The organism is Nocardia sp. NPDC005998, assembly GCF_040614395.1.
GTDB lineage: Bacteria > Actinomycetota > Actinomycetes > Mycobacteriales > Mycobacteriaceae > Nocardia.
This window is the reverse complement of record NZ_JBEXUI010000037.1, coordinates 13446-40283: the sequence shown is the minus strand read 5'-3', so window position 1 is coordinate 40283 and position 26838 is coordinate 13446. Positions and strand designations below refer to the sequence as shown.

26 protein-coding genes and 1 pseudogene are annotated in these 26838 nt (G+C 65.1%); 17 read left to right on the top strand and 10 right to left on the bottom strand.

Going from position 1 to position 26838, the window contains the following annotated elements:
* Positions 1-91: 91 nt before the first annotated feature.
* Entirely contained in the window at positions 92-928 is an 837-nt protein-coding gene (locus tag ABZ293_RS33635; protein WP_355187334.1) for a helix-turn-helix transcriptional regulator, read from the bottom strand.
* A 141-nt stretch (positions 929-1069) separates the two neighbouring features.
* Between ABZ293_RS33635 and ABZ293_RS33630 the strand changes: the two genes are divergently transcribed.
* Together ABZ293_RS33630 and ABZ293_RS33625 are read left to right on the top strand one after the other, a co-directional pair.
* Complete coding sequence (locus ABZ293_RS33630; protein WP_355187333.1) at positions 1070-1327, top strand: Atu4866 domain-containing protein; 258 nt, start codon at positions 1070-1072, stop codon at positions 1325-1327.
* A gap of 247 nt (positions 1328-1574) precedes the next feature.
* Entirely contained in the window at positions 1575-2996 is a 1422-nt protein-coding gene (locus tag ABZ293_RS33625; RefSeq protein WP_355187331.1) for an amidohydrolase family protein, read from the top strand.
* Positions 2997-3429: 433 nt separating this feature from the next.
* Here ABZ293_RS33625 and ABZ293_RS33620 read toward each other — a convergent pair whose 3' ends face one another.
* Together ABZ293_RS33620 and ABZ293_RS33615 are read right to left on the bottom strand one after the other, a co-directional pair.
* The gene (locus ABZ293_RS33620; RefSeq protein WP_355187329.1) at positions 3430-4656 is read right to left on the bottom strand and encodes an alpha-hydroxy acid oxidase; all 1227 of its coding nucleotides are present in this window, start codon (positions 4654-4656) and stop codon (positions 3430-3432) included.
* On the bottom strand, positions 4653-5456 hold the full coding sequence (locus ABZ293_RS33615; RefSeq protein ID WP_355187327.1) for an SDR family oxidoreductase: 804 nt from the start codon (positions 5454-5456) through the stop codon (positions 4653-4655). The genes ABZ293_RS33620 and ABZ293_RS33615 overlap by 4 nt, the downstream gene beginning before the upstream one ends.
* Positions 5457-5635: 179 nt before the next feature.
* On the opposite strand from ABZ293_RS33615, the gene ABZ293_RS33610 reads away from it, so the two are divergent.
* The 5 genes from ABZ293_RS33610 to ABZ293_RS33590 all read left to right on the top strand — a co-directional run bounded on the left by ABZ293_RS33610 (position 5636) and on the right by ABZ293_RS33590 (position 11876).
* Positions 5636-6988, top strand: coding sequence for an enolase C-terminal domain-like protein (locus ABZ293_RS33610; RefSeq protein WP_355187325.1), 1353 nt, complete (start codon positions 5636-5638; stop codon positions 6986-6988).
* Positions 6985-8067 carry a sugar ABC transporter substrate-binding protein gene (locus ABZ293_RS33605; protein ID WP_355187323.1) on the top strand — a complete coding sequence of 361 codons (1083 nt, stop codon included), beginning with the start codon at positions 6985-6987 and terminating at the stop codon, positions 8065-8067. The genes ABZ293_RS33610 and ABZ293_RS33605 overlap by 4 nt, the downstream gene beginning before the upstream one ends.
* 73 nt (positions 8068-8140) lie before the next feature.
* Entirely contained in the window at positions 8141-9619 is a 1479-nt protein-coding gene (locus ABZ293_RS33600) for a sugar ABC transporter ATP-binding protein (protein WP_355187321.1), read from the top strand.
* Entirely contained in the window at positions 9616-10641 is a 1026-nt protein-coding gene (locus ABZ293_RS33595) for an ABC transporter permease (RefSeq protein WP_355187319.1), read from the top strand. The genes ABZ293_RS33600 and ABZ293_RS33595 overlap by 4 nt, the downstream gene beginning before the upstream one ends.
* A gap of 2 nt (positions 10642-10643) precedes the next feature.
* Positions 10644-11876 (top strand): aldo/keto reductase, encoded by a 1233-nt coding sequence (locus ABZ293_RS33590; protein WP_355187318.1) that lies wholly within the window; start codon positions 10644-10646, stop codon positions 11874-11876.
* Between the two features lie 22 nt (positions 11877-11898).
* Here ABZ293_RS33590 and ABZ293_RS33585 read toward each other — a convergent pair whose 3' ends face one another.
* Positions 11899-12567: a FadR/GntR family transcriptional regulator gene (locus tag ABZ293_RS33585; protein WP_355187316.1), complete on the bottom strand. Its 669-nt coding sequence runs from the start codon at positions 12565-12567 to the stop codon at positions 11899-11901.
* A 41-nt stretch (positions 12568-12608) separates the two neighbouring features.
* Here ABZ293_RS33585 and ABZ293_RS33580 point away from each other — a divergent pair, with 41 nt between their 5' ends.
* The 5 genes from ABZ293_RS33580 (at position 12609) to ABZ293_RS33560 (ending at position 18342) form a co-directional block, all read left to right on the top strand.
* Positions 12609-13490 (top strand): amidohydrolase family protein, encoded by an 882-nt coding sequence (locus ABZ293_RS33580; protein ID WP_355187314.1) that lies wholly within the window; start codon positions 12609-12611, stop codon positions 13488-13490.
* A complete protein-coding gene (locus ABZ293_RS33575; RefSeq protein ID WP_355187312.1) occupies positions 13487-14344 on the top strand; it encodes a fumarylacetoacetate hydrolase family protein in 858 nt (285 codons plus the stop codon). The genes ABZ293_RS33580 and ABZ293_RS33575 overlap by 4 nt, the downstream gene beginning before the upstream one ends.
* Before the next feature lie 409 nt (positions 14345-14753).
* The gene (gene xylA / locus ABZ293_RS33570; RefSeq protein WP_355187310.1) at positions 14754-15935 is read left to right on the top strand and encodes a xylose isomerase; all 1182 of its coding nucleotides are present in this window, start codon (positions 14754-14756) and stop codon (positions 15933-15935) included.
* 120 nt (positions 15936-16055) lie between these two features.
* The gene (locus tag ABZ293_RS33565; RefSeq protein ID WP_355187308.1) at positions 16056-17240 is read left to right on the top strand and encodes an ROK family protein; all 1185 of its coding nucleotides are present in this window, start codon (positions 16056-16058) and stop codon (positions 17238-17240) included.
* Positions 17241-17826: 586 nt separating this feature from the next.
* Positions 17827-18342, top strand: a complete 516-nt coding sequence (locus tag ABZ293_RS33560) for a hypothetical protein (protein ID WP_355187306.1) — start codon at positions 17827-17829, stop codon at positions 18340-18342.
* Positions 18343-19478: 1136 nt separating this feature from the next.
* Here the strand turns inward: ABZ293_RS33560 and ABZ293_RS33555 are convergent.
* A complete protein-coding gene (locus ABZ293_RS33555) occupies positions 19479-19919 on the bottom strand; it encodes a hypothetical protein (RefSeq protein ID WP_355187305.1) in 441 nt (146 codons plus the stop codon).
* Between the two features lie 296 nt (positions 19920-20215).
* The gene (locus tag ABZ293_RS33550; protein ID WP_355187303.1) at positions 20216-20659 is read right to left on the bottom strand and encodes a hypothetical protein; all 444 of its coding nucleotides are present in this window, start codon (positions 20657-20659) and stop codon (positions 20216-20218) included.
* 225 nt (positions 20660-20884) lie between these two features.
* Here ABZ293_RS33550 and ABZ293_RS33545 point away from each other — a divergent pair, with 225 nt between their 5' ends.
* Positions 20885-21016: a hypothetical protein gene (locus tag ABZ293_RS33545; protein ID WP_355187301.1), complete on the top strand. Its 132-nt coding sequence runs from the start codon at positions 20885-20887 to the stop codon at positions 21014-21016.
* 148 nt (positions 21017-21164) lie between these two features.
* Here the strand turns inward: ABZ293_RS33545 and ABZ293_RS33540 are convergent, their stop codons facing one another.
* Positions 21165-21599, bottom strand: coding sequence for an SRPBCC family protein (locus ABZ293_RS33540; RefSeq protein WP_355187299.1), 435 nt, complete (start codon positions 21597-21599; stop codon positions 21165-21167).
* Positions 21600-21711: 112 nt separating this feature from the next.
* Here ABZ293_RS33540 and ABZ293_RS33535 point away from each other — a divergent pair, with 112 nt between their 5' ends.
* Positions 21712-22311 (top strand): MarR family transcriptional regulator, encoded by a 600-nt coding sequence (locus ABZ293_RS33535; RefSeq protein ID WP_355187297.1) that lies wholly within the window; start codon positions 21712-21714, stop codon positions 22309-22311.
* Positions 22308-22694, top strand: coding sequence for a hypothetical protein (locus ABZ293_RS33530; RefSeq protein WP_355187295.1), 387 nt, complete (start codon positions 22308-22310; stop codon positions 22692-22694). The genes ABZ293_RS33535 and ABZ293_RS33530 overlap by 4 nt, the downstream gene beginning before the upstream one ends.
* 157 nt (positions 22695-22851) lie before the next feature.
* On the opposite strand, the gene ABZ293_RS33525 is transcribed toward ABZ293_RS33530, so the two are convergent.
* Entirely contained in the window at positions 22852-23262 is a 411-nt protein-coding gene (locus ABZ293_RS33525; protein ID WP_355187293.1) for a VOC family protein, read from the bottom strand.
* A 292-nt stretch (positions 23263-23554) separates the two neighbouring features.
* Complete coding sequence (locus ABZ293_RS33520; protein ID WP_355187291.1) at positions 23555-23941, bottom strand: hypothetical protein; 387 nt, start codon at positions 23939-23941, stop codon at positions 23555-23557.
* Between the two features lie 353 nt (positions 23942-24294).
* On the opposite strand from ABZ293_RS33520, the gene ABZ293_RS33515 reads away from it, so the two are divergent.
* A complete protein-coding gene (locus ABZ293_RS33515; protein ID WP_355187289.1) occupies positions 24295-24786 on the top strand; it encodes a hypothetical protein in 492 nt (163 codons plus the stop codon).
* 274 nt (positions 24787-25060) lie between these two features.
* Here ABZ293_RS33515 and ABZ293_RS33510 read toward each other — a convergent pair whose 3' ends face one another.
* Complete coding sequence (locus ABZ293_RS33510) at positions 25061-25543, bottom strand: hypothetical protein (RefSeq protein ID WP_355187287.1); 483 nt, start codon at positions 25541-25543, stop codon at positions 25061-25063.
* 510 nt (positions 25544-26053) lie between these two features.
* On the opposite strand from ABZ293_RS33510, the pseudogene ABZ293_RS33505 reads away from it, so the two are divergent.
* Positions 26054-26521 (top strand): annotated as a pseudogene (locus ABZ293_RS33505) (beta-ketoacyl synthase N-terminal-like domain-containing protein); the annotation flags it as partial.
* Between the last annotated feature and the right edge of the window lie 317 nt (positions 26522-26838).

Sequence of the window (26838 nt, the reverse complement as noted above, 5' to 3'; positions counted from 1 at the left end):
AAGTACTGGCGAAGAAGGCCGTTCGCATTCTCATTGGTGCCACGCTGCCAGGGTGAGTGTGGGTCGCAGAAGTAGAGAAAGGGGTGGATGGCTACGTGTTGGGTGTGTGATCGCGGGTGGCGTGCAGGGAGCCGAGCAGTTTGAGGGCTTGGGCGGTAGGGCTGTCGGGTTCGGCGTGGTAGACGACGAGTTGCTGGCCCAGGGCGTCGGGGATGTCGAGTGCTTGGTAGGTGAGAGCCAGTGGCCCAACGTCGGGGTGGAGGAAGTGCTTGGCCTCGTGGGTCTTGCCGCGCACGTTGTGGGTGTTCCATAGACGGGTGAATTCCGGGCTTTGTTCGGTGAGGATGCGGATTGTGGCCCGTAGCCGCGGATTGTTGGGGTCCAGGCCGACGGCATGGCGCAGGTTGGCCACGGTGGCTTCGGCCGTCTGGCCCCATCGGGTATAGAACTGGCGGGCCGCGGGGTCGAGGAAGGTCATGCGGGCGAGGTTGTCGGCCCTGGTGAAAGGGGAGTACAGGGCCTGGGTCAAGGTGTTGGCTGCCAGGATGTCCAAGGCTCGGTTGACGACGAATGCCGCGCCCAGCGGGTAGCCGTCGATCAACTGGCGCATCGCCGGGCTGACCTGGTCGGTGGTCGTGGTGGTGCGGCCGCTGGGCACGGCACCGGCCAACCGGTACAGGTGGGTTCGGGCGTCGGTATCCAGCCGCATTGCCTGGCTGAGCGCGTCGAGGATCTGGGGCGAAGGGTGGCGTTCGCGGCCCTGTTCCAGCCGGGTGTAGTAGTCGGCGTTCATCCCGGCCAGCACCGCGACCTCTTCACGGCGTAGGCCGCTAACCCTGCGCATGCCGTGACTGATCACGCCGACGTCGTCGGGCCGCAAACTCGCCCGGCGGGCACGCAGGAACTGTCCCAGCTCGTTGTCAAGCACGGATCCCAGATTAAGGCGCAGGCCGAACGGCTGCCCGGGTGCGCTGTACCCAGGCAGGATCCGTCCTGGCTGCTGATCGGTGAATCGCCCAGACTCGGCGAGGCAGAACGGACCGCTTCCAGGACGAAAGGAACCAGCGGTATGACCGGACAGACGAGCAACGACGACACCGACGTGATCGGTATGTGGGTGAGCGCAGACGGCCACATCCGCCAGCAATTGCGGGCCGACGGCCACTACGACGAGGCCCGCGGCAGCCGACGCAGCGCCTACACCGGCCGCTACACCGTGACCGGCAACCACATCGACTACGTCGATGACACTGGTTTCACCGCGACCGGCAACATCCGTGACGGCGTGCTCTACCACGAGCATCTCGTCCTGTACCGGCAGCAGTAGCAGTCATCGCCATGCGGGTGCCCTGCGCCGATGGACGCCAGCGGCAGGCGAGCGGCCACCTTTCACCGGCCGACCGCTCGCGGCTCTCGAGTATCTATCTGGCCAACTCGGTGGCCCGACATGGGAACCCTCCCAGCGCATGCCCTCGTCCTGCGCGCACAACCGGCGGGCTCCCGCTGCTCATTTCCCCCAGCGTCCCGGTTCAGCGGCACGCGCGCAGCACTGCAACGACAAGGTGAAATTTCTCATGAGTACCTACGACACCCCCGTCGCCGGCACCACCAGCACTGCGGTGCTCGAGCAGATCCGCCGCCGGTCGCCCGACCGGCGGCGGCGCATTTTGTTCACCGGCGCCACGATCGTGACCATGGACCCGGCACTGGGTGTCCTGGACGACGCCGATCTGCTCGTCGAAGGCGACACGATCGCAGCCGTGGGGCACGGTATGGACGTGGCCGAAGCCATCGTCGTCGATGCCCGTCACACGATCCTGTGCCCCGGCTTCGTCGACACTCACCGGCATGCCTGGCAGGCCCAGTTACGTCGCATCATGCCCGACGTCGACGACCTAACCGGCTACGTCGCGGCCACCTTGGCCGGCTATGCCACCGTCTACCGGCCTCAGGACATGTATGTCGGCACCCGGTTGGCCGCCTTGACCGCCATCGACAGCGGCATCACCTGCATGCTCGACTTCTCCCACAATTCCCGCTCCCGCGAGCACTCCGACGCCGCAATCCAGGCCCTGCTGGACACCGGTATCCGCGGCGTGCACGCATCGATGGGCCCGCACTTCGGCGACTGGGACCGACAGTGGCCCGGCGATCTCACCCGGCTCAAAAAGCAGTACTTCAGCAGCAGTGACCAGCTGCTGACTCTTCGCCTGGCCGCACTAGCCACCAACGAGATCGCCGGCCCCGCCCTGGCCTACGGCACCGACCTCGCCCGCATCGCAAACGATCTGGGCATCGGGGTGAGCATCGACGCTGTCTTCGGCGCCTCCTCTTCCCAAGCCGTCCTGGACTGGCAACGAGACGGCCTGCTGGGACCCGATGTCACCCTCATCCACAGCACCGGCCTCACCGGCCACGCATGGCAGGCGATAGGTGACACCGGCACCACCGTGTCACTGGCCCCCACATCCGAGGCGCAGATCGGCCTCGAGACCGCCGTCCCCGCCATCGAGGAAGCCCTGGCCGCCGGGATCCGCCCCGGTCTGAGCATTGACGTCGAGGTCGCCTTGGCCAGCGATATGTTCACTCAGATGCGGGCCTTGCACGCCATCCAGCGCATGCGAGCGGTCAACGCCGCCTACAACACCGGCCGGCAGCCCTCCCGCATCAGCACCTACGACGTCCTGGACTTCGCCACCCTCCAAGGCGCCCGGACCAACGGCCTGCACAACGTGACCGGATCACTAGTGGCCGGAAAGAAGGCCGACCTGCTGGTCATCCAGGCCGAAGACCTCAACACCATGCCGCTCAACGATCCCGTCGGCACCATCGTCCTGGGCAGCGACCCTCGCAACATCACCGCGGTCCTCATCGACGGCCAACCGCGCAAATGGAACAGCCATGTTCTCGACGTCGACCTGCCCACCCTGCGCGGCCACGTACACGACTCCCGCGACCACGTGCTGAAATCAACCATCAGTAGTACATCCAAATGAGTGCGCTAACCAACTGCCGTTGTATCCCCCGACGGCCCAGGCTCGGTCAGTGAATAGGTAGCTCTGACTCCAGACTGCGACTTCAGCCCTCCTCCAACGCTGTTGCCGAGGAGTACGTCTGCACCGAATCGCGCCGGCCGATCTGGATCTGGTGCGGATGAGTGAAGTGTTCGCCGCCGTTGCCATCGACCCATCCGTGCCATCGGCATTGGCCCGCTGGGACAACGTCATCGCCCGGCGCGATCGCCCTCGGCCACCCCAATGGCATGTCCGGCGCCGATGCACATGGAGAACGCGCTGAGGTACGACGCGACCGCCGGCGAGATTATCGAGGTTATGGAGATCGCGGGCATGCATCGGGTAGCGCGGGGCACGGTGAGGTGATGATCTGGCGACATCGAGCCGATGGTCGGTAGACGGGTAGCGGTGCCGATTACCTCGGGCGCTGGTAAAGCAGGCGGACGTGGGCGGGTTCGAGTTCTTGTATGGAGCCGACGCCCAGGAGTTTCATCGTGCGCGTGAGCTGAGTGCGGAGGATGTCGATGGCGCGGTCTACGCCTGATTCGCCCCCGGCCATCAGGCCGTAGAGATAGGCGCGGCCGATCAGGGTGAACTGGGCGCCCAGGGCCAGCGCGGCGACTATATCGGCGCCGTGCATTATGCCTGTGTCCAGGTGGATTTCGAGGTCGTCACCTACCTCGTGGACCACCGAGGGGAGGAGGTGTAGGGGGACCGGGGCTCGATCCAGTTGGCGGCCACCGTGGTTGGACAGGATTATGCCGTCTACGTCCAAGGCGGCGAGGCGTTTGGCATCGTCTACCGTTTGGACGCCTTTGACGAGGATTCGCCCGGGCCAGCGGTCGCGGATCCAGATGAGGTCGTCGAAGTCGACCGTGGGGTCGAACATGGCGTCGAGGAGGTCGGCGACGGTGCCGGACCAGCGGTCCAGGGAGGCGAAGGCCAGGGGTTCGGTGGTGAGGAAATCGAACCACCAGCGGGGTTTTCGGATCGCGTCGAGGGCGCCCGTGAGGGTTATCGAGGGTGGGACGGTCATGCCGTTGCGCGCGTCGCGGAGGCGAGCGCCGGCTACTGGGACGTCGACTGTGACAACCAGGGTGTCGAAGCCTGCCGTGGCGGCGCGGTCGACCAAGGCCAGGGAGCGATCCCGATCCTTCCACATATAGAGCTGAAACCAGTTGCGGGCCTGGGGATTGGTGGCGGCGGCCAAGTCTTCGATGGCTGTGGTGCCCATGGTGGAGAGGGTGAAGGGGATTCCGGCTCGGGCGGCGGCTCGGGCGCCGGCGACTTCGCCTGCGGTATGCATCATGCGGGTGAAGCCGGTGGGGGCGATGCCGAAGGGCAGCTGGGAGGGTTTGCCGAGGATGGTCGTGCTGGTGTCGATGTCGGCGACGTCGCGGAGGATGGCTGGGCGGAATTCGATGTCTTGGAACGCTTGTCGGGCCCGCTGGAGGCTGATTTCGGCGTCGGCGGCGCCGTCCGTGTAGTCGAAGGCGACCTTGGGTGTGCGTTTGCGAGCCAACTCGCGCAGGTCCCAGATGGTTTGGGCGCGAGCGAGCTTGTGGTCGAGGCCGCCGAAGGGGCGCTCGAACCTCACCAACGGCGCGAGGTCGCGGTATTTCGGGATGCGGCGTTCGGTCACCGGATCGGATTCTCCTGTTGCTCGGCGATATTCGGGCTGCCATTGGGCGCACGCAGCCGGAGTGAATGCATGCCGCCGTCTACTTCCAACATGACGCCGGCGGTCGAAGCCGCGTGTGGTCCGGCGAGATACAACACCGCGGCCGCGACTTCTTCGGGGCTGACCAGCCTGCCGTGCGGCTGACGGGCTTGGAGTGCAACGAGTTCCGCGGCAGGATCGGGGGCAGCGGCGAGCAGGCGTTGCACCCAGGGGGTATCGACCGTGCCTGGATTCACGCAGTTGACTCGAATTCCTTCGGAGAGGTGATCGGCCGCCATGGCGCGCGTCAGCGCGAGGATCGCGCCCTTGCTGGCACTGTAGGCCGCGCGGTTCGGCAGGCCGGTGGTGGCTGCGATCGAGCAGGTGTTCACGATCGCGGCGGCGGGCGAGCGGCGCAGGTGAGGCAGCGCGGCGCGGGAAACCCGCACGGCACCGAGCACATTCACGTCCAAGACGCGATGCCAATCATCGTCGGTATTGTCCTCGACGGTTCCCTGCGCACCGATGCCCGCATTGTTGACCACGATGTCCAGGCGGCCGAATGCGTCGGCGGTGGTCTCGATGGCCGCGCGCACCGAATCGTCCTCGCACACATTGCATGTCAACGCCAGGCCATCGCGTCCGACCGGCGGGCCCGGCCGCAGATCCAGCACGGCCACCCGCGCACCAGCGAGGCCGAATGCGGTCGCGATCGCCCGGCCGATGCCGGATCCGCCGCCGGTCACCACGGCCGTCAGCCCGTTCAACTCCCCGTAAGTCATACCGACCTCATCCGTGCACTGATCCGATGTTTACAGCTTCGGAAGATAACACCACTCGCCGAACAGAACCTCGCATTCGGCCTATTCGCCGGAAAACAGCCTGGCTCAATAACCCTTGCGTTCCTAGACATCGGATGTATAGTCGTGACCCAGATCACTTCTGGCAGCGAGGATCACGCATGGCTTTCATTACGGCGCTGGACACGCTGGATATTCGGTTCCCGACGTCGACCCAACTGGACGGCTCGGATGCCATGAACCCCGACCCCGACTATTCAGCGGCTTACGTGATCCTGCGCACCGACGATGCGGCGGTCCCGGACGGCCACGGCTTCGCGTTCACCATCGGGCGCGGCAATGAGGTGCAGCAGGCCGCTATCCAGGCCCTCGATCATCTGGTGGTGGGCCGCTCGGTCGACGAGATCACTCGCGATCTGGGCGGTTTCGCGCGTAGCTTGACCGATGATTCGCAGCTGCGTTGGCTGGGCCCGGAGAAGGGCGTCATGCACATGGCGATCGGCGCGGTCGTCAATGCCGCCTGGGACCTCGCCGCCAAGCGCGCGGGAAAACCTGTGTGGCAGTTGGCGTCGGAGATGAGTCCGGAAGACCTGGTGGCGCAGGTGGACTTCCGCTACCTGACCGACGCCCTCACCCCCGACGAGGCCCTGATCATCCTGCGCGAGGCCGAACCGGGCCGTGCCGAACGCACCGAACGCCTGCTGGCCACCGGATATCCCGCGTACACTACCTCCGCTGGTTGGCTCGGCTACTCGGATGCCAAGCTGACCCGCCTCGCCCAGCGAGCGGTCGCCGACGGATTCGGCACCATCAAGATCAAGGTTGGCCGCGATCCAGACGAGGACGTGCGCCGGGTCATGCTCGCGCGGCGCGCCATCGGACCCGATATCGGCCTGGCTGTCGACGCCAACCAACGCTGGGGCGTCGATGAAGCGGCAGAATGGATTTCGCGGCTGGCTCCGGCCGGGCTGTCGTGGGTCGAGGAACCCACCAGTCCCGATGACATCCTGGGCCACGCCGAGATTCGTCGCCGGGTCGCGGGGGTGCCGATCTCCACTGGCGAGCACGGCCAGAACCGCGTCCTGTTCAAACAGTTACTGCAGGCGGGCGCGGTCGACGTCCTGCAAATCGATGCCGCCCGTGTCGGCGGTGTCAATGAGAATATCGCAATCCTGTTGCTGGCGGCCAAGTTCGGGGTTCCGGTCATCCCGCACGCCGGCGGGGTCGGGCTGTGCGAGCTGGTGCAGCACCTGGCAATGATCGACTACATCGCCATCTCCGGCACCATGCAGGGCCGCGCCATCGAATACGTCGACCATTTGCACGAGCATTTCCGCGATCCGGTCCGGGTGGCCGGCGGACGTTATCTCACCCCGCGCGCACCAGGTTTCAGCGCCGAGATGCTCCCGGACTCGCTCCGCGACTACACCTTTCCCACCGGCGCGGCATGGCTGGAGCCGACCACTTTCTCAGCAGTACACCAGGTTTCGGCGAAGGAGCACGAACTCTCATGAACACCAGGATCATCGGCGCGGCAGTAGCCGCCGTACTGGTCGTCGCAGTGGCGGCCTGTTCCCGCGAACAGACTTCCGGCGGCGGTCCCGCCGTGGCTGTCGGGAAGGGCGCCGACAACGGTGTACTCGTCGGCGCGGATCAGCCGCGCTCGGACACCGACTTCTGGAGCGCCTATGCCGGGTATCTCGGCCCGAAGGCCGCCGCGGCCGGGGTGAGGCTGGAGAACACCTCCTCCGACAATGACTCCAACCGGTTGAAATCCAATGTGGACACACTGCTTTCGAAGGACGTCAAGGCGATCATCATGGCGCCGCAGGACACTGCCGCCGCGAAACCGGCGCTGACCGCCGCCGCCAATAGGAACGTGCCGGTGATCAGCGTCGACACTCGCCCCGACAGCGGCGGCGCGTACATGGTGGTGCGGGCCGACAACCGGGCCTACGGTGCGAACGCCTGCACCTACCTCGGCGAAACCCTGCACGGCACCGGGAAAGTCGTGGAATTCCAGGGTGATCTGGCCTCGATCAACGGCCGCGACCGCTCCCAGGCGTTCGCCGACTGCATGCGGACGAAATACCCGAATATCAAGGTGATCGAAATCCCCACCGAGTGGAAGGCCGACAAGGCCACCTCGGGCCTGCAGGACAAGCTGCTCACCGATCCAGACATCAACGGCATCTACATGCAGGCCGGCGGCGCATTCCTGCAGTCGACGCTGGCATTGCTCAAGCGTACCGGCAAACTCGTGAAAGCCGGTCAGCCAGGTCATATTTCGATCGTGTCCAATGATGGCATCAAGGCTGAGCTCGACGCCATCGACTCGGGCGATATCGACGCCACCGTCTCACAACCCGCCGATCTGTACGCGCAGTACGCCGCGATGTACGCGAAAGCGGCCGTGGACGGTAAGAAGTTCACTCCCGGTCCGACCGATCACGGCTCGACCATTGTCGACACCGGCGGCGGCCAGCTCGAGGATCAGCTCCCAGCGCCGGTCGTGACCCGCACCGGAGGCAAGGTCGGCGATATGGACACCGTGGCGAGCACCGATCCCGCGCTGTGGGGCCGCGGGCACTGAACGGATCGACACCCTAGCGATGAAAACCGCAGTTCCCGAGACAGTTTCACAGCAACAACCGGATGTTCCACCGGTGGCCGAGGCGATCGAAGTGACCAAGCGGTTCGGCCGCAATATCGCGCTCGATCGCGTCGGATTGCGCGTCACCGCCGGCCGCACGCATGCGCTGGTGGGGCGAAACGGCGCCGGGAAGTCGACCCTGGTGTCGATTCTGACCGGACTCGCAGCTCCTGATGAGGGGGAGGTGCGCTTCCAGGGGCACCCGGCGCCGACGCCCGCCGATCGGGATGCCTGGCGGACCCGCGTGGCGTGCGTCTACCAGCACTCCACGATCATTCCCGACCTGTCGGTGGCGGAGAATCTGTTCGTCAATCGGCAGGGTTTCGGTGGGCGCCTGGTGAATTGGCGCACGCTTCGGGCGCGGGCGCGGGAGCTGCTGGATACCTGGTCGGTGCCGGTTTCGGTCGACGCGCTCGCCCGCGAGCTGTCGGTGGAACATCGGCAACTGGTGGAAATCGCGCGCTCACTCTCGCACGGCGCGCGGTTCATCATTCTCGACGAGCCGACCGCACAGCTGGACGGTCCCGCCATCAAGCGCCTGTTCGCCAGGATCCGAGACCTCCAGGAACAGGGCGTGACCTTTCTGTTCATCTCCCATCATCTCGACGAGACCTACGAAATCTGTTCCGACGTCACGGTTTTCCGGGATGCCCGGCATATCGTCACGGCTCCGGTCGCCGAATTGGCCAAGCCTGCGCTCATCGCCGCCATGACCGGCGATTCGACGGACTTGGAAACCGCGGTGCCACGACAGGCCCCCGATGCCGCCCGCGCACCGGCTTTGAAGGTGGAGAAGCTCACGCGTGTCGGCGAATTCGACGAGATCGATATCGACGTGCGCCCAGGTGAGATCGTCGGACTGGCTGGCGGCGGCAGCAGCGGGCGCATCGAGGTGGCCGAGACCATTGTCGGATTACGCCGGGCGGCAGGCGGATCGGTACTGGTGGCGGGCCGGCCGCTGCGCGGCGGCGGGGTGCGGGCGGCGCGCGATGCCGGGATCGGATTCGTGCCGCGCGATCGTCACGACGAAGGGCTGATCCTGTCCATGAGCGTGGCCGACAATGCCACCCTCACCGTGCCGAACAAGCTCGGCCCGTTCGGCCTGCTGTCGCGGCGCAGCCGAGATGTGCTGGCGGGCACCGCCATCGCGGAACTCGATATCAAGACCGAGAGCCCGCAGCAGAGCGTCGCCGAACTATCCGGCGGCAATCAGCAGAAGGTAGTTTTCGCCCGTGCCCTGGCCACCGAACCGCGAGTACTGGTGCTGATCACCCCCACCGCGGGAGTCGACGTGCGCTCCAAGGAAACTCTGCGCGCGGTGGTGCGCGCCGCCGCCGATCGCGGCACCGCCATCCTCGTCGTCTCCGACGAACTCGACGATCTGCGCGACGCCGACCGCGTGCTGGTCCTGGTGCAGGGACGGCTCACCGCCCGCTTCGACAAGGGCTGGAACGATCGCGAGCTCGTCACCGCCATGGAAGGACTGCTATGACCCGGATCGTGACCGAAACCGGTGCGCCCACCGCGGCCCCGCCGCGCCGGGCGCGAATCCACGTGCGTTGGAGCGCATTCCGCGATCTGCTACTGGTGCCGCCGATCCTGCTGGCGCTGGTGGTCGGATACTTCATCAATACCAACTTCGTCTCGACAGCCAATCTCACCAATGTGCTGAGCACCATGAGCGGTATTTCGCTGCTGGTGCTGGCCGAGGTGCTGGTGCTGGTGGTCGGACGGATGGACCTCTCGCTGGAATCCACCTTCGGCCTCGCGCCGGGGGTGGCGATCTGGGTGACCATGGGCACCACCGAGGTCGGCGCCTTCACCTGGGCGTCGCCGTGGATGACTATTCCGATCGCACTACTGGTGGGCGCGGCGGTCGGTGTGGTCAACGGCCTGCTGATCGTGCGCTTCGGCCTCAACGGGTTCATCGTGACGCTGGCGATGCTCATCGCCCTGCGCGGGTTGCTGACCTTCCTCACGTCCGGGTTCACCCTGACCAAGATTCCGGACTCGGTCGAATGGCTCGGCAATGCACGAGTTCTGGGCCTGCCGGCGAACGTGATCATCGCCCTGGCATTGTTCGTGATCGGATATCTGGTGCTGAACTACACCACGGCCGGGCGGGCACTGTACGCGGTCGGCGGCAATGAAGCCGCCGCCCGAGCCGCCGGTATTCGCACCGATCGGGTGGTCATCGCCGTGCTGGTGATCGCCGGGGTGCTGGCCGCGATCGGTGGGCTCATCTACTCCGGGCAGTTCGCCAGTGTCCAGGTCAGCCAGGGCGACGGGATGATCTTCAATGTGTTCGCCGCCTGCGTTATCGGCGGTGTGTCACTCAATGGCGGGCGCGGGTCGGTGGTGGGCGCGTTCTTCGGAATCCTGATTCTCACGCTGATCCAGAAGCTGCTGTCCTACGGCGGGGTGAGCGCGGATTCGCTGAAGTTCATCAATGGGGCGCTCATCCTCGTCGCCCTGGTCATCACTCGCATCGCCAGCGGACGGCGGCAGGAGTGAGCATGCGAATCGCCTTGCACACCAGGCTGAAACCGGGTGCGGAGGCCGAGTACGAGGCCGCCCATCGCGCGGTACCGGCCGACCTCGTCGCAGCCATTCGCGCCGCCGGTGCGACCGGCTGGACCATCTGGCGCAGCGGGTTGGATCTGTTCCATGTCATCGACTGTGACAGCTATGACAAGCTACTGGCCGAACTGGCTGGTTTGCCGGTGAATATCGCCTGGCAGGCTCGTATGAGTGAGTTCACCGATGTCCCCCACGACTATTCGGCGCCGGAGGCCGGTTTGCCGGTGGTCTGGGAGCTGAACCCGCGACCGCGCGTCGAGGTGGTGCTCGGTGGTGCGGGGTATGCCGGGCTGTACCGTTCGGTCGATGAGGACGCCGCGCAGGAGGCGCTGGAAGCGGCGTGGGCGGGCGGGATTCGGAGTTTCGATACGGCACCGCACTACGGCGGCGGGCTCGGCGAAGAGCGCCTCGGCCGATTCCTGCATGAGCGAGACCGTTCGGAGTTCACGGTTTCCACCAAGGTGGGGCGGTTGCTGTACGACGACGCGGACGCGCCCGACGGGGCCGATGAGTTCTACGGTGCGCCCAAACGGTCACGGCGGCTGGACTATTCGGCGAAAGGCGTACGGCTGTCGCTGGAGCAATCGCTGATTCGGTTCGGGCTGGATCGAGTGGATCGGATGCTTGTACACGACCCCGAGGCGCACATGGACCAAGCCCTGGGCGAGGCACTGCCGGAGCTGGAACGGATGCGGGCCGAAGGGCTGACCGCTGGAATCGGTATCGGCGTCAACCACGTCGAGACCGCACTGCGGTTCGTGCGGGAGTCGGCCATCGACACCGTCATGATTGCCGGGCGGTACTCATTGCTGGACCGCCGAGCCGAGCAGCAACTGCTGCCCGAATGTGCGGAACGTGGGATCCAGGTGCTCGTCGCTGGGGTGCTCAATAGCGGCGTGCTGGCGGATCCCTTGCGGCAGGCCACCTTCGACTACCGCACGGCGGACCCCGCCGTCATCACCCGCGCGCGGGACCTGGAGCGGCGGTGCACGAAATACGGTGTGCCGCTGCGGGCGGCGGCCATGCAGTTCCCGCGGCGGCATCCCGCCGTCACGGCGATCGTGCTCGGGTCCGGTACTCGCGCGGAGATCGATGACAGCATTGCCATGCTCGATCTGCCTGTGCCGGAAGGACTCTGGTCTGAGCTCGAGGATCGGGCGCTATGGTGAATCGAGCACCGCGATGAGCCGCTCACTCCACCGCCCGGCCCAGCCATTCCATCACCCCGGCCACATGCGCCAGCGCCCGCGCCTGCGCCAGTTGCGGGTCGTGCGCGGCGATCGCGTCGCAGATGCCGCGATGCTCCGCGACCGTGCGCTCGAACGCGCCCTCTTCGGTGACGCCGCGCCAGATCCGTGCGCGCGTGGTCGGCATGGACAGCGAATCCAGCAGCGAGGCAAGGACTTTATTGCCGGATGCAGTGGCGATGGCGGCGTGGAAGCTCAGGTCGAGCGCGACCAGATCGGTCACCGACGCACTGCCGGGCTCGACCAGGGTGCGCAGGTGGGTGATCTCCTCGTCGGTCATGTGCTGCGCCGCCAGCGCGGTCGCGGCGGGCTCCAGAATCCGCCGCACGCCCAGGATGTCGAGCACGGAGTCGTCCTGATGGAACTCCAGCAGGAAACTCATGGCGTCCAGCAGCGAATTCGGCTCCAGGCTCGCCACAAAGGTGCCGTCGCCCTGACGCACGTCCAGGATTCGCACCAGCGACAGCGCGCGCACCGCCTCGCGCAGCGAACTGCGCGACACCCCGAGCTCGGCGGCCAGATCGGCCTCACGTGGCAACCTCGATCCGGGCGTCAGATCGCCCGAGACGATCATCGCCTTGATCTTCGCAATCGCATCGTCGGTGACCGACAAACCGGTTCCTTCACTTTCGAGAATGTGAACACATGCCTCCGATGACTGTAGACGCCCATGTGCATGTCTGGGACGTTCGAGGTGGAAAATTCCATGTCGAATACGACTGGCTGAAAAATACATCCGATGTCTTGCATCGCACCTATACGCTGGACGACCTCGAACCGCAGCTGCCCGAGCACGATATCGAGGGGTTGGTGCTGGTGCAGGCGTCCGACTCACTGGCCGAGAATCGCGCGCTATTGGACGCGGCGGCACGCGCCCCGCGCCCGGCGGTCGTGGTCGGCTGGCTGCCGCTGCACGAACCCAGGCGGGCCGCCTTCGAGCTCGCCCGGCTGCGGCGGCCCGAGTACGTCGGAGTGCGGCACATGATCCACCGTGACCCGGATCCGACCTGGCTACTGCGAGCCGAGGTTTCGGACAGCCTAGCCATGCTCGCCGAGGCCGGTCTGAGTTTCGACGTGGTGGCCGAGCGTTCCGATCTGCTGGCGCAGGTGCCGGAGGTGGCGGCTGAACACCCCACGCTCACAGTGGTTCTCGACCATCTGGGCAAACCGCCGATCGCGTCCGGCGACTGGCAGCCGTGGGCGGATCTGCTGGCCGCCGCGGCCGAGCAACCCAATGTGGTGGCGAAGATCTCCGGCCTGGCCACGGTGTCCAAGCCCGGATTCACCGCCGCCGATTGGCAGCCGTACGTCGATCACGCGCTGGCGGTGTTCGGGCCGGATCGGCTGATGGTGGGCGGGGATTGGCCGTTCACCCTGACCGCCGCCTCCTATGCGGAGGTCTGGCGGGCCACTGTTCAGGTCCTCGGCGGACTTGCCCCGGACGATCGCGTCAAGGTGTTGTCCACGACGGCGCGGCGCGTATACCGGCTGTCCGCCGATCAGGCGGAACCCACCAATAAAGGAGCTAGTGCGTGAAATTGCAGCGGATCGGCGCGGTCGGCGCGGAGCGACCGGTCGTGTTCGACGGCGATCAAACCTATGATCTGTCCACGCTTACATCGGATATCGATGGTGCGTTCCTCGCCGCGGACGGCATGTCGAAGACCGCGGCGGCGCTGTCACAGGGCCTGCTGTCGCCCATCGACCTCACCGGACAACGTATCGGCGCACCGATCGCGCGCCCGCAGGCCGTCTGGTGCATCGGCATGAACTATGCCGCGCACGCCGCCGAATCGGGAGCGGAACCGCCACGTACACCGGTGGTCTTCTTCAAGACACCCAATACCGTGGTCGGGCCGTACGACGACGTGATGATCCCGCGCGGGTCCGACCGGACCGACTGGGAGGTCGAGCTGGCGGTGGTGATCAGCCGCCGGGCGAGCTACCTGGACTCTCCCGACGCCGCCATGAAACACATTGCGGGCTACACCATTTCGAACGACGTCTCCGAACGCCGCTTCCAGCTCGAGGAATCCGGCGGCCAATGGTCGAAGGGCAAGTGCTGCGCGACCTTCAACCCCCTCGGTCCCGCCCTGATCCCCGCCGATCGTCTCGACCCGAAGAACCTGCGCCTGCGCTCCTGGGTCAATGGTGAACCGCGCCAAGACTCTTCGACGGCCGACCTCATCTTCGACGTCGCGTATCTGGTCTGGCACCTGTCCCAGTACGCGGTCCTAGAACCCGGCGACCTCATCAACACCGGAACCCCCGAAGGCGTAGCCCTCTCCGGCCGTTTCCCCTTCCTACTCCCCGGCGATGTGATCGATCTCGAGATCGACGGCATCGGGCGCATGCGCCAAACCTGCCGGGATTCGGCAGATATTCTGTGATCGTCGATGGGTGCGCTGCCGATACGCCGCGGCGTGGGCGGCGATCACCACGATCGCGGGCCGGATGGGGATGACCCCGAGACGTTGCGGACATGGGTCCGGCAGACCGCGGTCGATGAGGGCGACTCTGCTGAGGTGTCGACGGCGGCGGCGCGTGCGATCCGCGAGTTGTCCGACCGAGGCCCTGACAACTCTCCACCACCAGTATCCGAACCTGCCGCCGGTGGACGTGACCGAGAACGGATGTGTGTATCCCGACGCTCCCGGCCAGCCGGCCGATGTACTTCGCAGCCGATCCATGAATCCCGTTGTCGAACAATGAATTCAGTGGTCAGCCCGGCACTTCGCACGGGTCGCGACTACGCTCGAAAGCACCTTAGTTCAATGCCTGAACAAAAGAGGGTCGATTATGGTGACGCCAACACCTGCGGACAAGTTCTCGTTCGGGTTGTGGACGGTGGGATGGCGGGGACGAGACCCCTTCGGGGATGCCACCCGACCGGAGCTGGACGCGGTCGACGCGGTGCACCGGCTCGCGGAGCTGGGGGCATACGGCCTCACCTTCCACGACGACGATCTGTTCCCGTTCGGCGCGTCCACCGCCGAACGACAGCGGCAGATCGAACGGCTGCGGAAAGCGCTGTCCGACACCGGACTGGTCGTGCCGATGGTCACGACCAATCTGTTCACCCATCCGGTGTTCAAGGACGGCGGGTTCACCAGCAACGACCGGGACGTGCGCCGGTTCGCGCTGCGCAAGGTACTGCGCAATGTGGAGCTGGCGGTCGACCTCGGCGCGCGCACCTACGTGCTGTGGGGCGGGCGCGAAGGCGCGGAGTACGACAGCGCCAAAGATGTGCGCGCGGCCCTGGACCGCTACCGCGAAAGCCTCAACCTGCTCACCGCATTCGTGCACGACCGCGGCTACGACCTGCGCTTCGCCATAGAACCCAAGCCGAACGAGCCGCGCGGCGACATCCTGCTGCCGACCGTCGGGCATGCGCTGGCGTTCATCGCCACGCTGGAGCATCCGGAGCTGGTCGGGGTCAATCCCGAAGTGGGACACGAGCAGATGGCCGGGTTGAACTTCGCGCACGCCATCGCTCAGGCGCTGTGGCAGGGCAAGCTGTTCCACATCGACCTCAACGCCCAGCGCGGCGTCAAATACGACCAGGACCTGGTATTCGGGCACGGCGATCTGATGAACGCCTTCAGCCTGGTGGACCTGCTGGAGAACGGCGGCCCGGACGGCGCCCCCGCCTACGATGGACCCCGGCACTTCGACTTCAAGCCCTCGCGCACCGAGGACACTGCGGGCGTGTGGGATTCGGCCGCGGCCAACATGCGGACCTATCTGCTGCTGAAGGAGCGTGCCCTGGCCTTCCGCACCGATCCGGAAGTGCAGCAAGCCATTTCGGAATCGGGGGTCACCGATCTGCGCACCCCGACGCTCGCGCCCGGCGAAACCCACGCCGATCTGCTGGCCGATCCGGCCCTGGCCGAGTTCGACGCTGACCGGGCCGCCCAGCGCGGGTACGGATTCGTTCGGCTGAACCAGCTGGCGTTGGAGCACCTGCTCGGTGCGCGGTGATCGCATGACTCTGGTCGCCGGGATCGACTCCTCTAGCCAATCGTGTAAGCACTTCGATGCCCCGCCGTCGCAGGCGCTGTGGGACCGATACCGGGCCGCGCGATCGCGGTATCTCGAGCGATGACCTTGCCGACGGGCCCCGTCCACCTGCGGCAGGTCCGTAGCGGGAATCTACGGTCGCTGCTGCTGGCCATGCTGGACGGCCCGGCATCGCGGGCCGAACTGGCCCAGCGCACCGGACTGACCAAGGCCACCATCGCCAGTCTGGTGGAACCGCTGCTACAGCAACGTCTTCTGATCGAAGACGAGCTCGTGAACCGCGGGCGTGGCAGGCCCTCGCGTCCGCTGCGGATATCGGCCGGAGCTCCCGCTGCGGTCGGCGTGGAGATCAATGTGCGCCACGTCGCCGTGATCGTGCAACGGCTGGACGGATCAACCGAATCCGAACAGCGCATCGAGGCCGACAACCGGCGTAGCAGCGCCGATGACCTGGTCGACCGGCTTGCTGACCTCGTCCGTACGGTGCAGGGCGAGTCCGGTCGCGACCTGCTCGGGATCGGGCTGGCCGTGCCGGGAATCGTGCAGGACGGCGAGGTCGTGCACGCGCCGAATGTGCCAGGCCTCACCGGAATCCGCGTCGGTGACCGATTGGCCCGAGCGCTCGGAGCGCCGTGGGTGGCGGTGGACAACGAAGCCAATCTGGCTGCCTTGGCCCATGTTTGGCCGCACCGTCTGGTCGGAGACGACTTCGTCTACGTCTCCGGTGATGTCGGCATCGGTGCCGGAATCGTGATCGGCGGAGCCCTCTACCGTGGCGGCAGTGGATTCGCCGGGGAACTCGGGCACGTCGCCATCGAGCGCGCCGGTCGCCACTGCACCTGTGGTAGTCACGGCTGCGTCGAGCAATACGCCGGTCTGCACGCCATTCTCCGCGCCGCCGGCAGGCGGGGTCTGGACTCGCTGCTGCCTGCGTTGCGCGAGGGCGACCGGCGCGCTCGCGCCGCAGTCGACTGCGCGGGCTCGGCTCTGGGCACCGCGCTCGCATCCCTGGTCAACGTCTGCGACATTGGGACCATCGTGCTCGGCGGCAATTACTCCGCATTCTTCGACGAACTCGCCCCCGGCGTACGCACCGGACTCGGCGCGGGCGTGCTAGCCGCCGCCCACCGCCAGATCCGTCTCGCTGCCTCGCCGCTGGGTCGTAATGCCGTCGCTAGTGGCGCCGCAGCCCTCATCACCCGCCGCTACTGTCTCGAGCCGGAACTCCTGCTGACCCGGAGGTCTTCCCTTTCCCCACAGGACTGACAGACGCCATTTGCGAGGCCGCCATCGCGGCGCTCTGCGCGGAAGGCGGGTCCTTCATAACCGGCTGACTGGAGAGACCTGGGGTCTGCCAGTGAGCGGCTGGCGACTCATCTGCGGTTCCGATCTCGAGTTCATCTGCGCTGACGCCATGCACGTCCGCTTGTTCAGCGAATCGTCCAGAACACAGCCCCACCAGCGCGACCGTGTTCCAGATTTGGTGGAGCCGCTGTCCTGGCTGGCGACCACGGGCCCACATGTGGCTCGGCGTTGTCACCGTTCCTGCGGTGCTTGTCTTTTTGGGTATCGCGCCGACCGCAAGTCGTGGGCAATGTTGCGGCGCAGGGTGTTCCACAATCACCAACGCAGCGCAACCGAGTCTGGCAAATGGATTTCAGCGAATTCGAAACCGCCGGTGGTGGTATCTGGCGGATCTGTGCGGTCATACTGCGTTCGCCGCCTCCCTTGCGCCGGAGCACTTCCGGGAACGCTGTTCCGACTTCTTCGCGGACGCCGTTGGAGTGGACTCGGTGTTCGACCGAGCATTGTCCCTGTAGGGTTCGGTGATCAATCCGGGGAGGACTACCGCATGGCGCAGCTTCAGCATCGGATCGACGAAATGACCGATGACTCGGGATTCCTCGGTCTTGTCGACCCACACGCGTACACGTCGTTCGTGGGCGAAGACTGGACCTTGGAGAAGCTGTTCGAGCGCGTCGAATCGGAGATGCGGCAGCGGACAATGCTGCTCTGGGGAACCGGCGGCGAGGAGCAATGGCGGATCGACCTTTCGGATTCGCCGGTAGATCCGCGGCTGCCGGTCATCAGGCAAATCGCCGGCCCCATCACCGTGACGCGCGGTGAGCTGGTCGTCGTCAATTTGGACACGGTCACCATGGCTGCCCAGTTCGCGGACTCCGCCGTGGACGACGACAAGGATATATACGGGTCCAGTATCGAACTCCCAAACGGCGACTACATCTGCACCATCAGTCAACTCACCGATCCCGAAGAGGATCGGACACATGAAGGCCCCGACTTCCACCTCCAGCTACTAGCTGGACGAACCTCACCATGGTTCGGGGTCGCATGGTCCGAACTGTGACGCTCCGACGGAATGCACGGCATTCGGCATGAGCGCGCATCGCCAGCGAACGCGCACTATGCGGCATTATGGTGCGTTGCCGTTGAGTGTCATGAGCCTCGAATGGGCGGCGGCCCGGACACATATGCGATTGGTGGCCACTGAAGGCGGGGTGAGCTCGAATGGGGCCGTGGTGAAGGTGAGCGGGTGTGCCAGGCAACGAATTCCCGTCCACACGTCTGACCTACATCCGTAACAGCGTCCGGTAGAAGTCATGGCCCGATCAGATCGACCACATCGTCTGACCGATCGCGCGCTATTCGTCGGCAGCGGGTGATCGCGAGATCGACTGCTAGCCAACATTTGCGCCTGTTCAACGCGCGGGTCGCGGCAGAAGAGGACGTTCCAACGGCAACAGTCCGCCCGTAGGTCGCTACGAACGGGTGTTAGCGGCCAGTTGGAACTCCCCGCTGACGGCCAGTTGCGCGAGGGATATCTGGCCGCAGCCGCTAACCTCCGGCTAGCTCCAGCAGTCGGATTGAAGGTCGGTCAGTATGTCCTTCCGGCTGGCTGGATATAGCTAGATTGAGTGAGCTGTATTGCCGATTACACGACGTACAGCCTGCTGTTCTGTAGCGGGTGCGGCAAAGGGTGCCCCGGTAGCCCAGGAGCCGGGTCTGGTTCTGATTCAGTCTGGGTGTGCGGGGTCGGGGCGGCCTGGGAGTCGCCGGCCGAGTTCGTCGGCGCGTAGGACAAGTAGGTCCATGCAGTCGTGAAGATGTGGAAGTGGTTCCCCGAGATGTTCACGGACCGAGCGGATGGCATGAACAGGTTTACCCGACATCATCAGATGGTCGAATTCGGCTCGGGCCTGTGCCGACATGCAATCCCATAGTTGTTGAGCCGAAATGCGTCTGGTCACTTGGGCACATCACCACATCCTTGGCCGGACGGCCAGTCGGTTTCGTCGACGACGCGGAACGGGAGGGCGAGGATCCAGTCTTGCACCGGGAACCGCGCTGACCGAACCGGCCAGCGCCGGGTGACGGGAGATCAAACTATGCGCCCATCCGAGGTGGGCGCAATATCCTTGACCGCCGAATGGTGGGTGTGGTGCGGTCCTCGAACCACGGCGGAACACGTCGGCGCACTGCGATTCAGTTCGTACTTGTGCAGCGCACCCCAGCACGCTGGGCCAGTCGTTCGTTTCCGACGAACAGGTATAGGTAGTTGGCCTCGTCGATCCTGCTAGCGTGGTCGAAGTCCTGCCGAGCCAGTCTCCGTACCGTTGCGTTGATTGCGCTGGCGAAGTGTTCGGGCCATCGGATGGTGCGTGCGGCCACCACCGGTGCACGGTCGACGTCGGCCAGGCCGACCGAAACCGCCAGATGCTGTCGGGATTCGACCGAAGGAAGGCCGGCGCTCATGCCTGGCGGTGTGTCTTCGTGCGGATTGAAGGGAAGACTTTTCCAAGGGGTTTCGCCGAATCGATAAAGCAGGATCCCGTTGTGTCGACCCTCGAGCCAGGCGAATTGCGCTTGCGCGGTTTCGAACTCGGCAATCTGCTCAGCAGTCGGAGAGACCTGGTCGACGAGCAACAAACACCCTCGGTGGTCAGGACAAGTTCTGCCCCTGGCCAGCGCTGTATCCCAGAGTCGTAGTAGCCACCGACACACAGTCGCAAAGGATCCGCCACGCAGACCATCCTGCCCTGTGTGCAGCAAACCCGCACGCCACATCTGGCCGTCACCCTGCGCACGATACGCGCCGACGTCGAAGCGCCTCGCTGACGTCACCGACGATGTCACAACGAGCGATGTGACCGCCCTCGTGCCGAAGGAGCGCACCTTGACGCACGGTAATCGGCGCTGTTCGAGCTGCTTCTCAGCTTCAGCTATGCCTCGCTGGCCAATAAGGTCGTGCCGCAGCACGATTCGACCGGGACGGCCGGGTCCACCGACGCGCCCAGCAAGCGGGTCGTGCTGCCGCGCACTGCCTGTCCAGGGTCGGTGCCGGCGGATTTCGCCGTGGTGACGAGGGTATGCCGGTGAAGGAGAACCCCGCCATCACGCATTGCGCCGACCGGGATACTGGGATCGTGCCGAACCTCGATTTCTACGCTGTCGGCGACGATTGGCTCGCAGTCCTCGACGCAGTATTCGACCTTGGTTTGTTCCGTGTCTTCGAGTCCTTCTCGGAGCCGGACCGCGAACTGCGCGAGTTCCGCGCCACCACGGAGGTCCCCGACGATCCACGGGGCCGACGTCTGGAATTGGTCGTCATCGGGTCGGGACCCGATCCCGTCATACGGCGGATCGATCTGCGCGCGGGAGCGCACGCAGACGCCACCTTCAGATACTGCTGCGAAGGCTGGGGTCTGATCCAGCTCTACCACGGCGGGGCGGTCGGGTCGCGGGAACTGCGATGCAGCCATACGAACCACAACACGCAGAAGCGCGCCACACTGTGGTCTGCAACCTTGCAGCGACTGGGTGAACCCGCCGCATGGAACTGGCCGGCGGTCATAAACGCCTCCGGTCGGCTCAATCGTGCCATTCGCCGCATGGCCGTGAGCAAGATCGGTTCGCACCCGGTACTGCCGCACGCGGCGCGATTCATCGCGCAAGCCGGCCTGCAGTACGAATACGGCATGGGCATCCATGCGACTCCCGCCTTCGGCATGAGCCGTCGGTGACGAGGCGCTGCCCCGCAGCGCGCTGACCGGCATCGTGTTCGATGGCTGAGGTGCTGTTCACCGGGCAACCTGCCCAGCAGAGGCCGGCTGTGCGCGGCCGGACGGCCCGACCGACAAGCTGGCCATAGTTGACTCTAGTAATCGCTCATTACCGTGCAGTCAGTTGGACTCTGTGCCGTGTGACGCGGCGGCTTCGATCGCCTGCTTCATCTCGGCGATTCCGAGCTGGGTTCGGATGTATCTCGGGCGCGACGGTGTCGGGCAGTACATCGGTGGTCCAGATCAGTCGTCCGTGTTCGCCTTCGTCGCGGACCTCGAACGATGCGTGGTGGTATTCCAGTGGGGGTCGAGCTCCGGACGTCACTGCGTAGGCCAGCCGACGCGATTGTTCGTCGATAGCGACGATCAGTTCACGAATGACGTGCCCGTCGCGGAACGTCAAGTAACGTTCGGCTCCTTCGACCCTGGTGCGAACCACGCGACCGGGAAGCAGCCGTTCGTGTACAGCACCGATATCGCGTATGACGTCCCAGATGCGTTGGGGCGCAGCATTGATCACGACTTCGTGGCGGATGGTGGCCATGACTCCCTCATCTCGAGGCAGAACGTGATCAATCCCGACAACGTCCGCCGAACCTCACGGCCTCGCTCGTGGTTGCGTGGCCGCCTTCTCCAATTTAGGGTATTACTTCATAATGAATGACGTACATAATCCCCCGGATCGGGTGATCAGCGATGTGAACGGCCTGCTCTACGACCCCGGCGTACGACAGGCAATGCAGGTTCTGGCATCGGACAGCGGGACGGACGCACTGGAGGCTGCCGCGGCAGTGCGATCGGCGTGGCAAGCCGTCGATCGGTTGCGCGCACGCGGTGCCGGTGGGCGGGGGCTGAGCACCGGCGCCTTGGATGTTCTGGGTCGACTCGCCGCAGCAGGTCACGCGCTGAGCATCGGCGATCTGGCGCGCGCCGGCGGAGTGAGCTCCCGAAATGTCACCGGACTGGTCGACACCCTCGAACGCAACGGCCTGGCCGAACGCGTTCAGGACCAACAGGATCGACGAAGCGTGCGCGTCGCGATCACCACCGCGGGACACGATTGGCTCACGACCTTCCAGCAGCCGACCGAACGGGCGATGTCGGCGATCTTCTTCGGATTCAGCGCCGACGAGCTCGCACAGCTGCGCCACCTGTGCCTGCGGATCGTCGACAACCAGCGGGCGATAGAGCGCTACCTGATCTCCGCCGAAACACCCCCAGCCAGCACCGAGAACACCGACGAAGCAACTCGATGACCACCCCGGAATCCGCCACGCGGCAAACTGTCCAGGCCTACCACCAGGCCCGCTTCCGCGGCGATATCGCCACCGCGGCACAGCAACTCGCCGACCGATTCGCCTTCCGTAGCCCGTTCATCGAATCCGACAGCCCCACAGGGCATCTCGCAGGCATCGAACAACTCGTACAGATCATCGACCGCATTGAAATGATCAGCGATCTCTACAGCGGCACCGACGCAGTGCTGATCTACAACCTCCACACCAGTACCCCGGTGGGTGTTCAACGCACCGCTGAGCACTTCCGCCTGCACGAAGGCCGCATCACCACGATCAACCTCATTTTCGATGCCTCACCATGGCAGACCATCATGGCCGGCGCCGGTCTGCAAACACTGTGACGATGCCATCGGACGACCGACGGACAACCATCCGGAAATACCGCTGATCGCGCTGACCGAACCGGCCCGCGCGACGCCTCCAAAGATCAACCAGCCGTGGCCATCTGAGGCCGACCGAAAGCCCCATCATGCCGATTTCGGGGTGTTCAGATTCGGCTTACGATCGACCGTCGGCCGATCGGTTCGATACCGTGTCGGAGATCCGCCATGGCGGGTTGAGCCGATTGTCTCCGGCGTAGAACAGGCACAGCCGGTGGCCGTCGGGATCGCGCAGCCATGCTTCTCGCCATAGCCACGACGTATCGGCGGGCGGGCTATCCAATGCCACGCCCGCGGTGCGTAGCCGAGCGCATTGGTCGTCGAGGTCATCGGACTCGAAGTAGATGGACACCTTCCCGTCGTCGGATACGGATTCAACCAGTTCGACCGAAAACGTGCTGTCGCCCTCTGGGCATCGGAACCGCAGGTAGTGGTCGTTCTTGACGATCAGCTGTAGTCCGAGCAGTCCGTAGAACTGCTCGGACCGGCCAAGATTGGTGGTACCGATCGTGATCTGATTCAGCCGCATTCGGCCACTGTGCAACCTCAACCCCGGTACAGGTCAACCGTCGGCGACACAGCCGACAAGTTCGATGTCCTCGAGCGCTGTCGAACTGGCCAAGGTGACGGCGCAATCGGCCGAGCAACACGCTGTAATGCCGCTTCCCGCGCGGTTCGCAGATGGCATCGGCATACGCGTGTCTACTGCGCTGAGATAGCTGCAGGCAGGATCCGCTGTGTGCTGTACGGATTGACCTTACGGCAGTACGGTAGGTTCCGATGTAGCGCAGGCCATCCTCGATGCCGACAGGCCCGATTGTTCAGTCAACCTGTTTGAGGGCAATGACGATCGCGGCGACGATATCGAAAGTCGCTTCTCCTTCGGCATGTAACCACAGCAATGGGTGTGCTGGTTTGGGGCCCGAGAACCTTCCTGGGCACCCTGGCGGCCGCGGCACTGACGGAAACAGCGTAGTAGCCGTGAAGTCGAGGAACGAGATGTCCTCATGCGGTGTCCGATCGACCGCGGAATAGTGGATACCGCGGACCGACAGATTGAGGCCATCGTTGGGCCATGGTGGAATCAGGCTGATCTCCATCGCGTCAACTGACCCGGTGATCGATAAGTTGAGGTGCTCGCACAAGCTGCCTCGGAGAGTCGAGAGAGCTTCGCGCACAGGGATGTATGGATCCTGATCATTCGTCACTTCGCGAGTATGCGGGACACGCACTGTCATGCCGCTGGTCGGGCGGTTTGAGGGCCGCCAGTTCGGACTTCGAAGGCCGCACGCGCGCACCGGGTGCGGCCTCGGCTCGACTGACTAGTGATGGCTGGTTTGTTGCTGCTGTGTATATCCGGCCGCGAGTGGGGAGCCTGTTGACCGAACTAACTGGCCGTCCTCGGGGGATTCCAACTGGCCGCTGACAAACGGGACCGTTCAGGTTCGCGCGCTAGGCGGCAGGAGCGCGTGTTCGCGCGAGTCGGCTACTGTCGGCCACGTGGTGGATATGCAGCCCGTCATCGATTCGGCCGAGCGGCTGACGCGTCGGGGTGAGTGGTTTGTTTCGACGCAGTGTGTTCGCGTCGAATCGCCCAGTTTCGAGCAGTTGGGGGACCAGTGGCTCGAGTTCGGTATTCCCGCAACGCAGGTCGATCGTATCCTGGATTTTCAGCGGCTGGGGTGGACTGATCCTGCCGCCGTCTGCGGACTACGACGGCGGGCCGAAAATGCTGTGGGGCGACATGCCCGCGGGGGAGCCCGAGCGTGTCGGGTGGTTCGACGCGGGTGTGCAGCGTGTGTCGATGGCCTACGCGTTCATGATCGGTCCCGCAGGTGAATTCGGCATCGACGCAGGCCGGTGGGTGCCCTTGCACGCGAGCATCGAAGGCTGGATCGAATCGGTCGCGCTGGCTCACTACGCATCCACTTGGGCTCGACAGATCACCACAATTCGCGGTGACGCGATCGATGAGCTGCCGCCCCGCGACTTCGAGCCCGTGCCCGAGTTCGCGGCCTCGCCGATACGTGGTGGCGAGGGCCGGATTCGCTGATCGCGATCCATACCGGAGAGGCCGTAGGCTTCGACCAACCAAGGTTGCGGGTCGCCCGCGTCTACGGCGGTTTCAACGAATGGGGACTACGCAGCGGATAACGGTGAGCGCGCCGCGCGACCGGCACCGCTGGTGTCCGCACATCGGCGCTATGGGATTTCCCGAGCCGTAGCGAGACTCGTCGGTCGCCCGGCATAGACAGGATGATTTCGTGGGTCGAAGAGTTCGACTGTGCGGCAGCTTGTTTTGATGTCCGGGAGTCGGCGAAACGGCGTCACCGACTTCCTTCTGCGGCGCCGAATTCGTCTCGGAGCCACCACGCCGATCCAGCCGCGACCCGCAGTGACAGATCAGGCCCGCTGGACATACACACCACGATGTAACGCAACTCCCGGGGCGGGTATCCCGCCAGCGCTGCTTTCCCAACCATGACGCCGGTAATGCGATCGCGGGACAGCTCGCCGCACGGTGCGCCCGGCCGCCAGCCCCTTCGGGCCGCGAAGAACAACAGCCGCTGGGACGTCACCGCGACAATGAACGCCGGGCGAAGTCGTAGTCCCTGCGATCGACCCGCCGCTTGTGCCCGCCGACGCCGGTTCAGTACTCGCAACAACGAGACGACAGGCGAGAGGATGTAGTAGCCACCCCCGTCACCCCAGTTCGACACCGTCGCCGAGAGCATTATCAGCAGTTGTTCGCCCGGCTCCAAGGCTGGCTCGACGGCGCGCCGAGCGTCCGGCTCATTCCTGCGGGACATGGTGTCATGATCTCAGACGGACCCGGGTTCGGTTGCGGGCTTTGGTGATTCCGACCACGCCCCGCGGAGGCGAAGCGAGAGCATATCGATACGTCGCTGCCGAAGGGGCGGTGCGGCTGGATCGATGATGATCGCTACTGGAGACACCGAATGAGGCGGACACCTCTCGCGTACGCGAACGCAGCACCCGGAAATCGCCTAGTTTCCGGATGCTCTGCGTCGCAGTCCATCTCGGCGGGCAGACTGCTCGCCCAGCGGCATGAGAGGGCATGGCGTGCCTGGATCAGCAGCCGGGGTTCCGGTCCCGAGTGCCGCGCGGATCGATTTTGACGGATACTTCCGCACCGTCGCCCTCTTCATAGTCTTCGAGGTGCCGCAGAGGAAGCGACCAACCACTCACCTCCCCGAGAGCTGCTTCATATCGCAGCACTGCCTTCCGCAGCCGCTCTCCTTGGCGGACAACAGCAACCGGGTCGTTCGGGCTTTGCTCACACACTGCGGCATGGGCAGCTCGAGGGGCCCGCCGTCACCGTGGATACCGCGTGCTCGTCGTCACTGGTCGCGCTGCATCTCGGGGTGCAGTCGCTGCGGGCAGGCGAGTCCGACCTGGCGCTGGCGTCCGCGGCAGCGGTGATGGCGACACCGATGCCATTCGCCGAATTCTCTCGACAACGCGGGCTTGCGGCCGACGGACGATGCAAATCCTTCGCCGAAGCCGCGGACGGCACAAGCTTCTCAGAGGGTGTGGGTGTTGTTGTGTTGGAGCGGCTTTCCGACGCTCGCCGCCGCGGTCACGAGGTGTTGGCGGTGATGCGTGGTTCGGCGGTCAACCAAGACGGTGCCAGCAACAGGGCCATCGCCGCCAGGCTGCACATTTCCCAGCGCACCGCTGAGGCACACGTCGAACACATCCGGACCAAACTCGGATTCACCTCGCGCGCCCAGATCGCAGCCTGGGTCGGTGAGCTGAGCCGACCGGCGCACACGTGAAGCTACAGTTTACGAACTCGCGTTCGGGCGATCGGGCGGGTCGATCTCGGTAACGGCTCCGGCTCAACTCCTGCGCCCCTGGCTAATCGGCGACATCGGTCACGGCCGCCCTTGTCCTGCTGTATATCGAACACCGCCAGACCGCATGAACTCACTCGTTCGTAGCGGTGCCCGTCCTAGGTGAATCGGTGGTGGATCTCGATCGCGCTGACTTCGGCGAGCGGCTGGCCTTGCAAGTGCTCAGCGGTGCGAAGGCCGATGATCGTCAGCCGACTCAACGCACGGTAGTAGCCGAATGCAGCGTG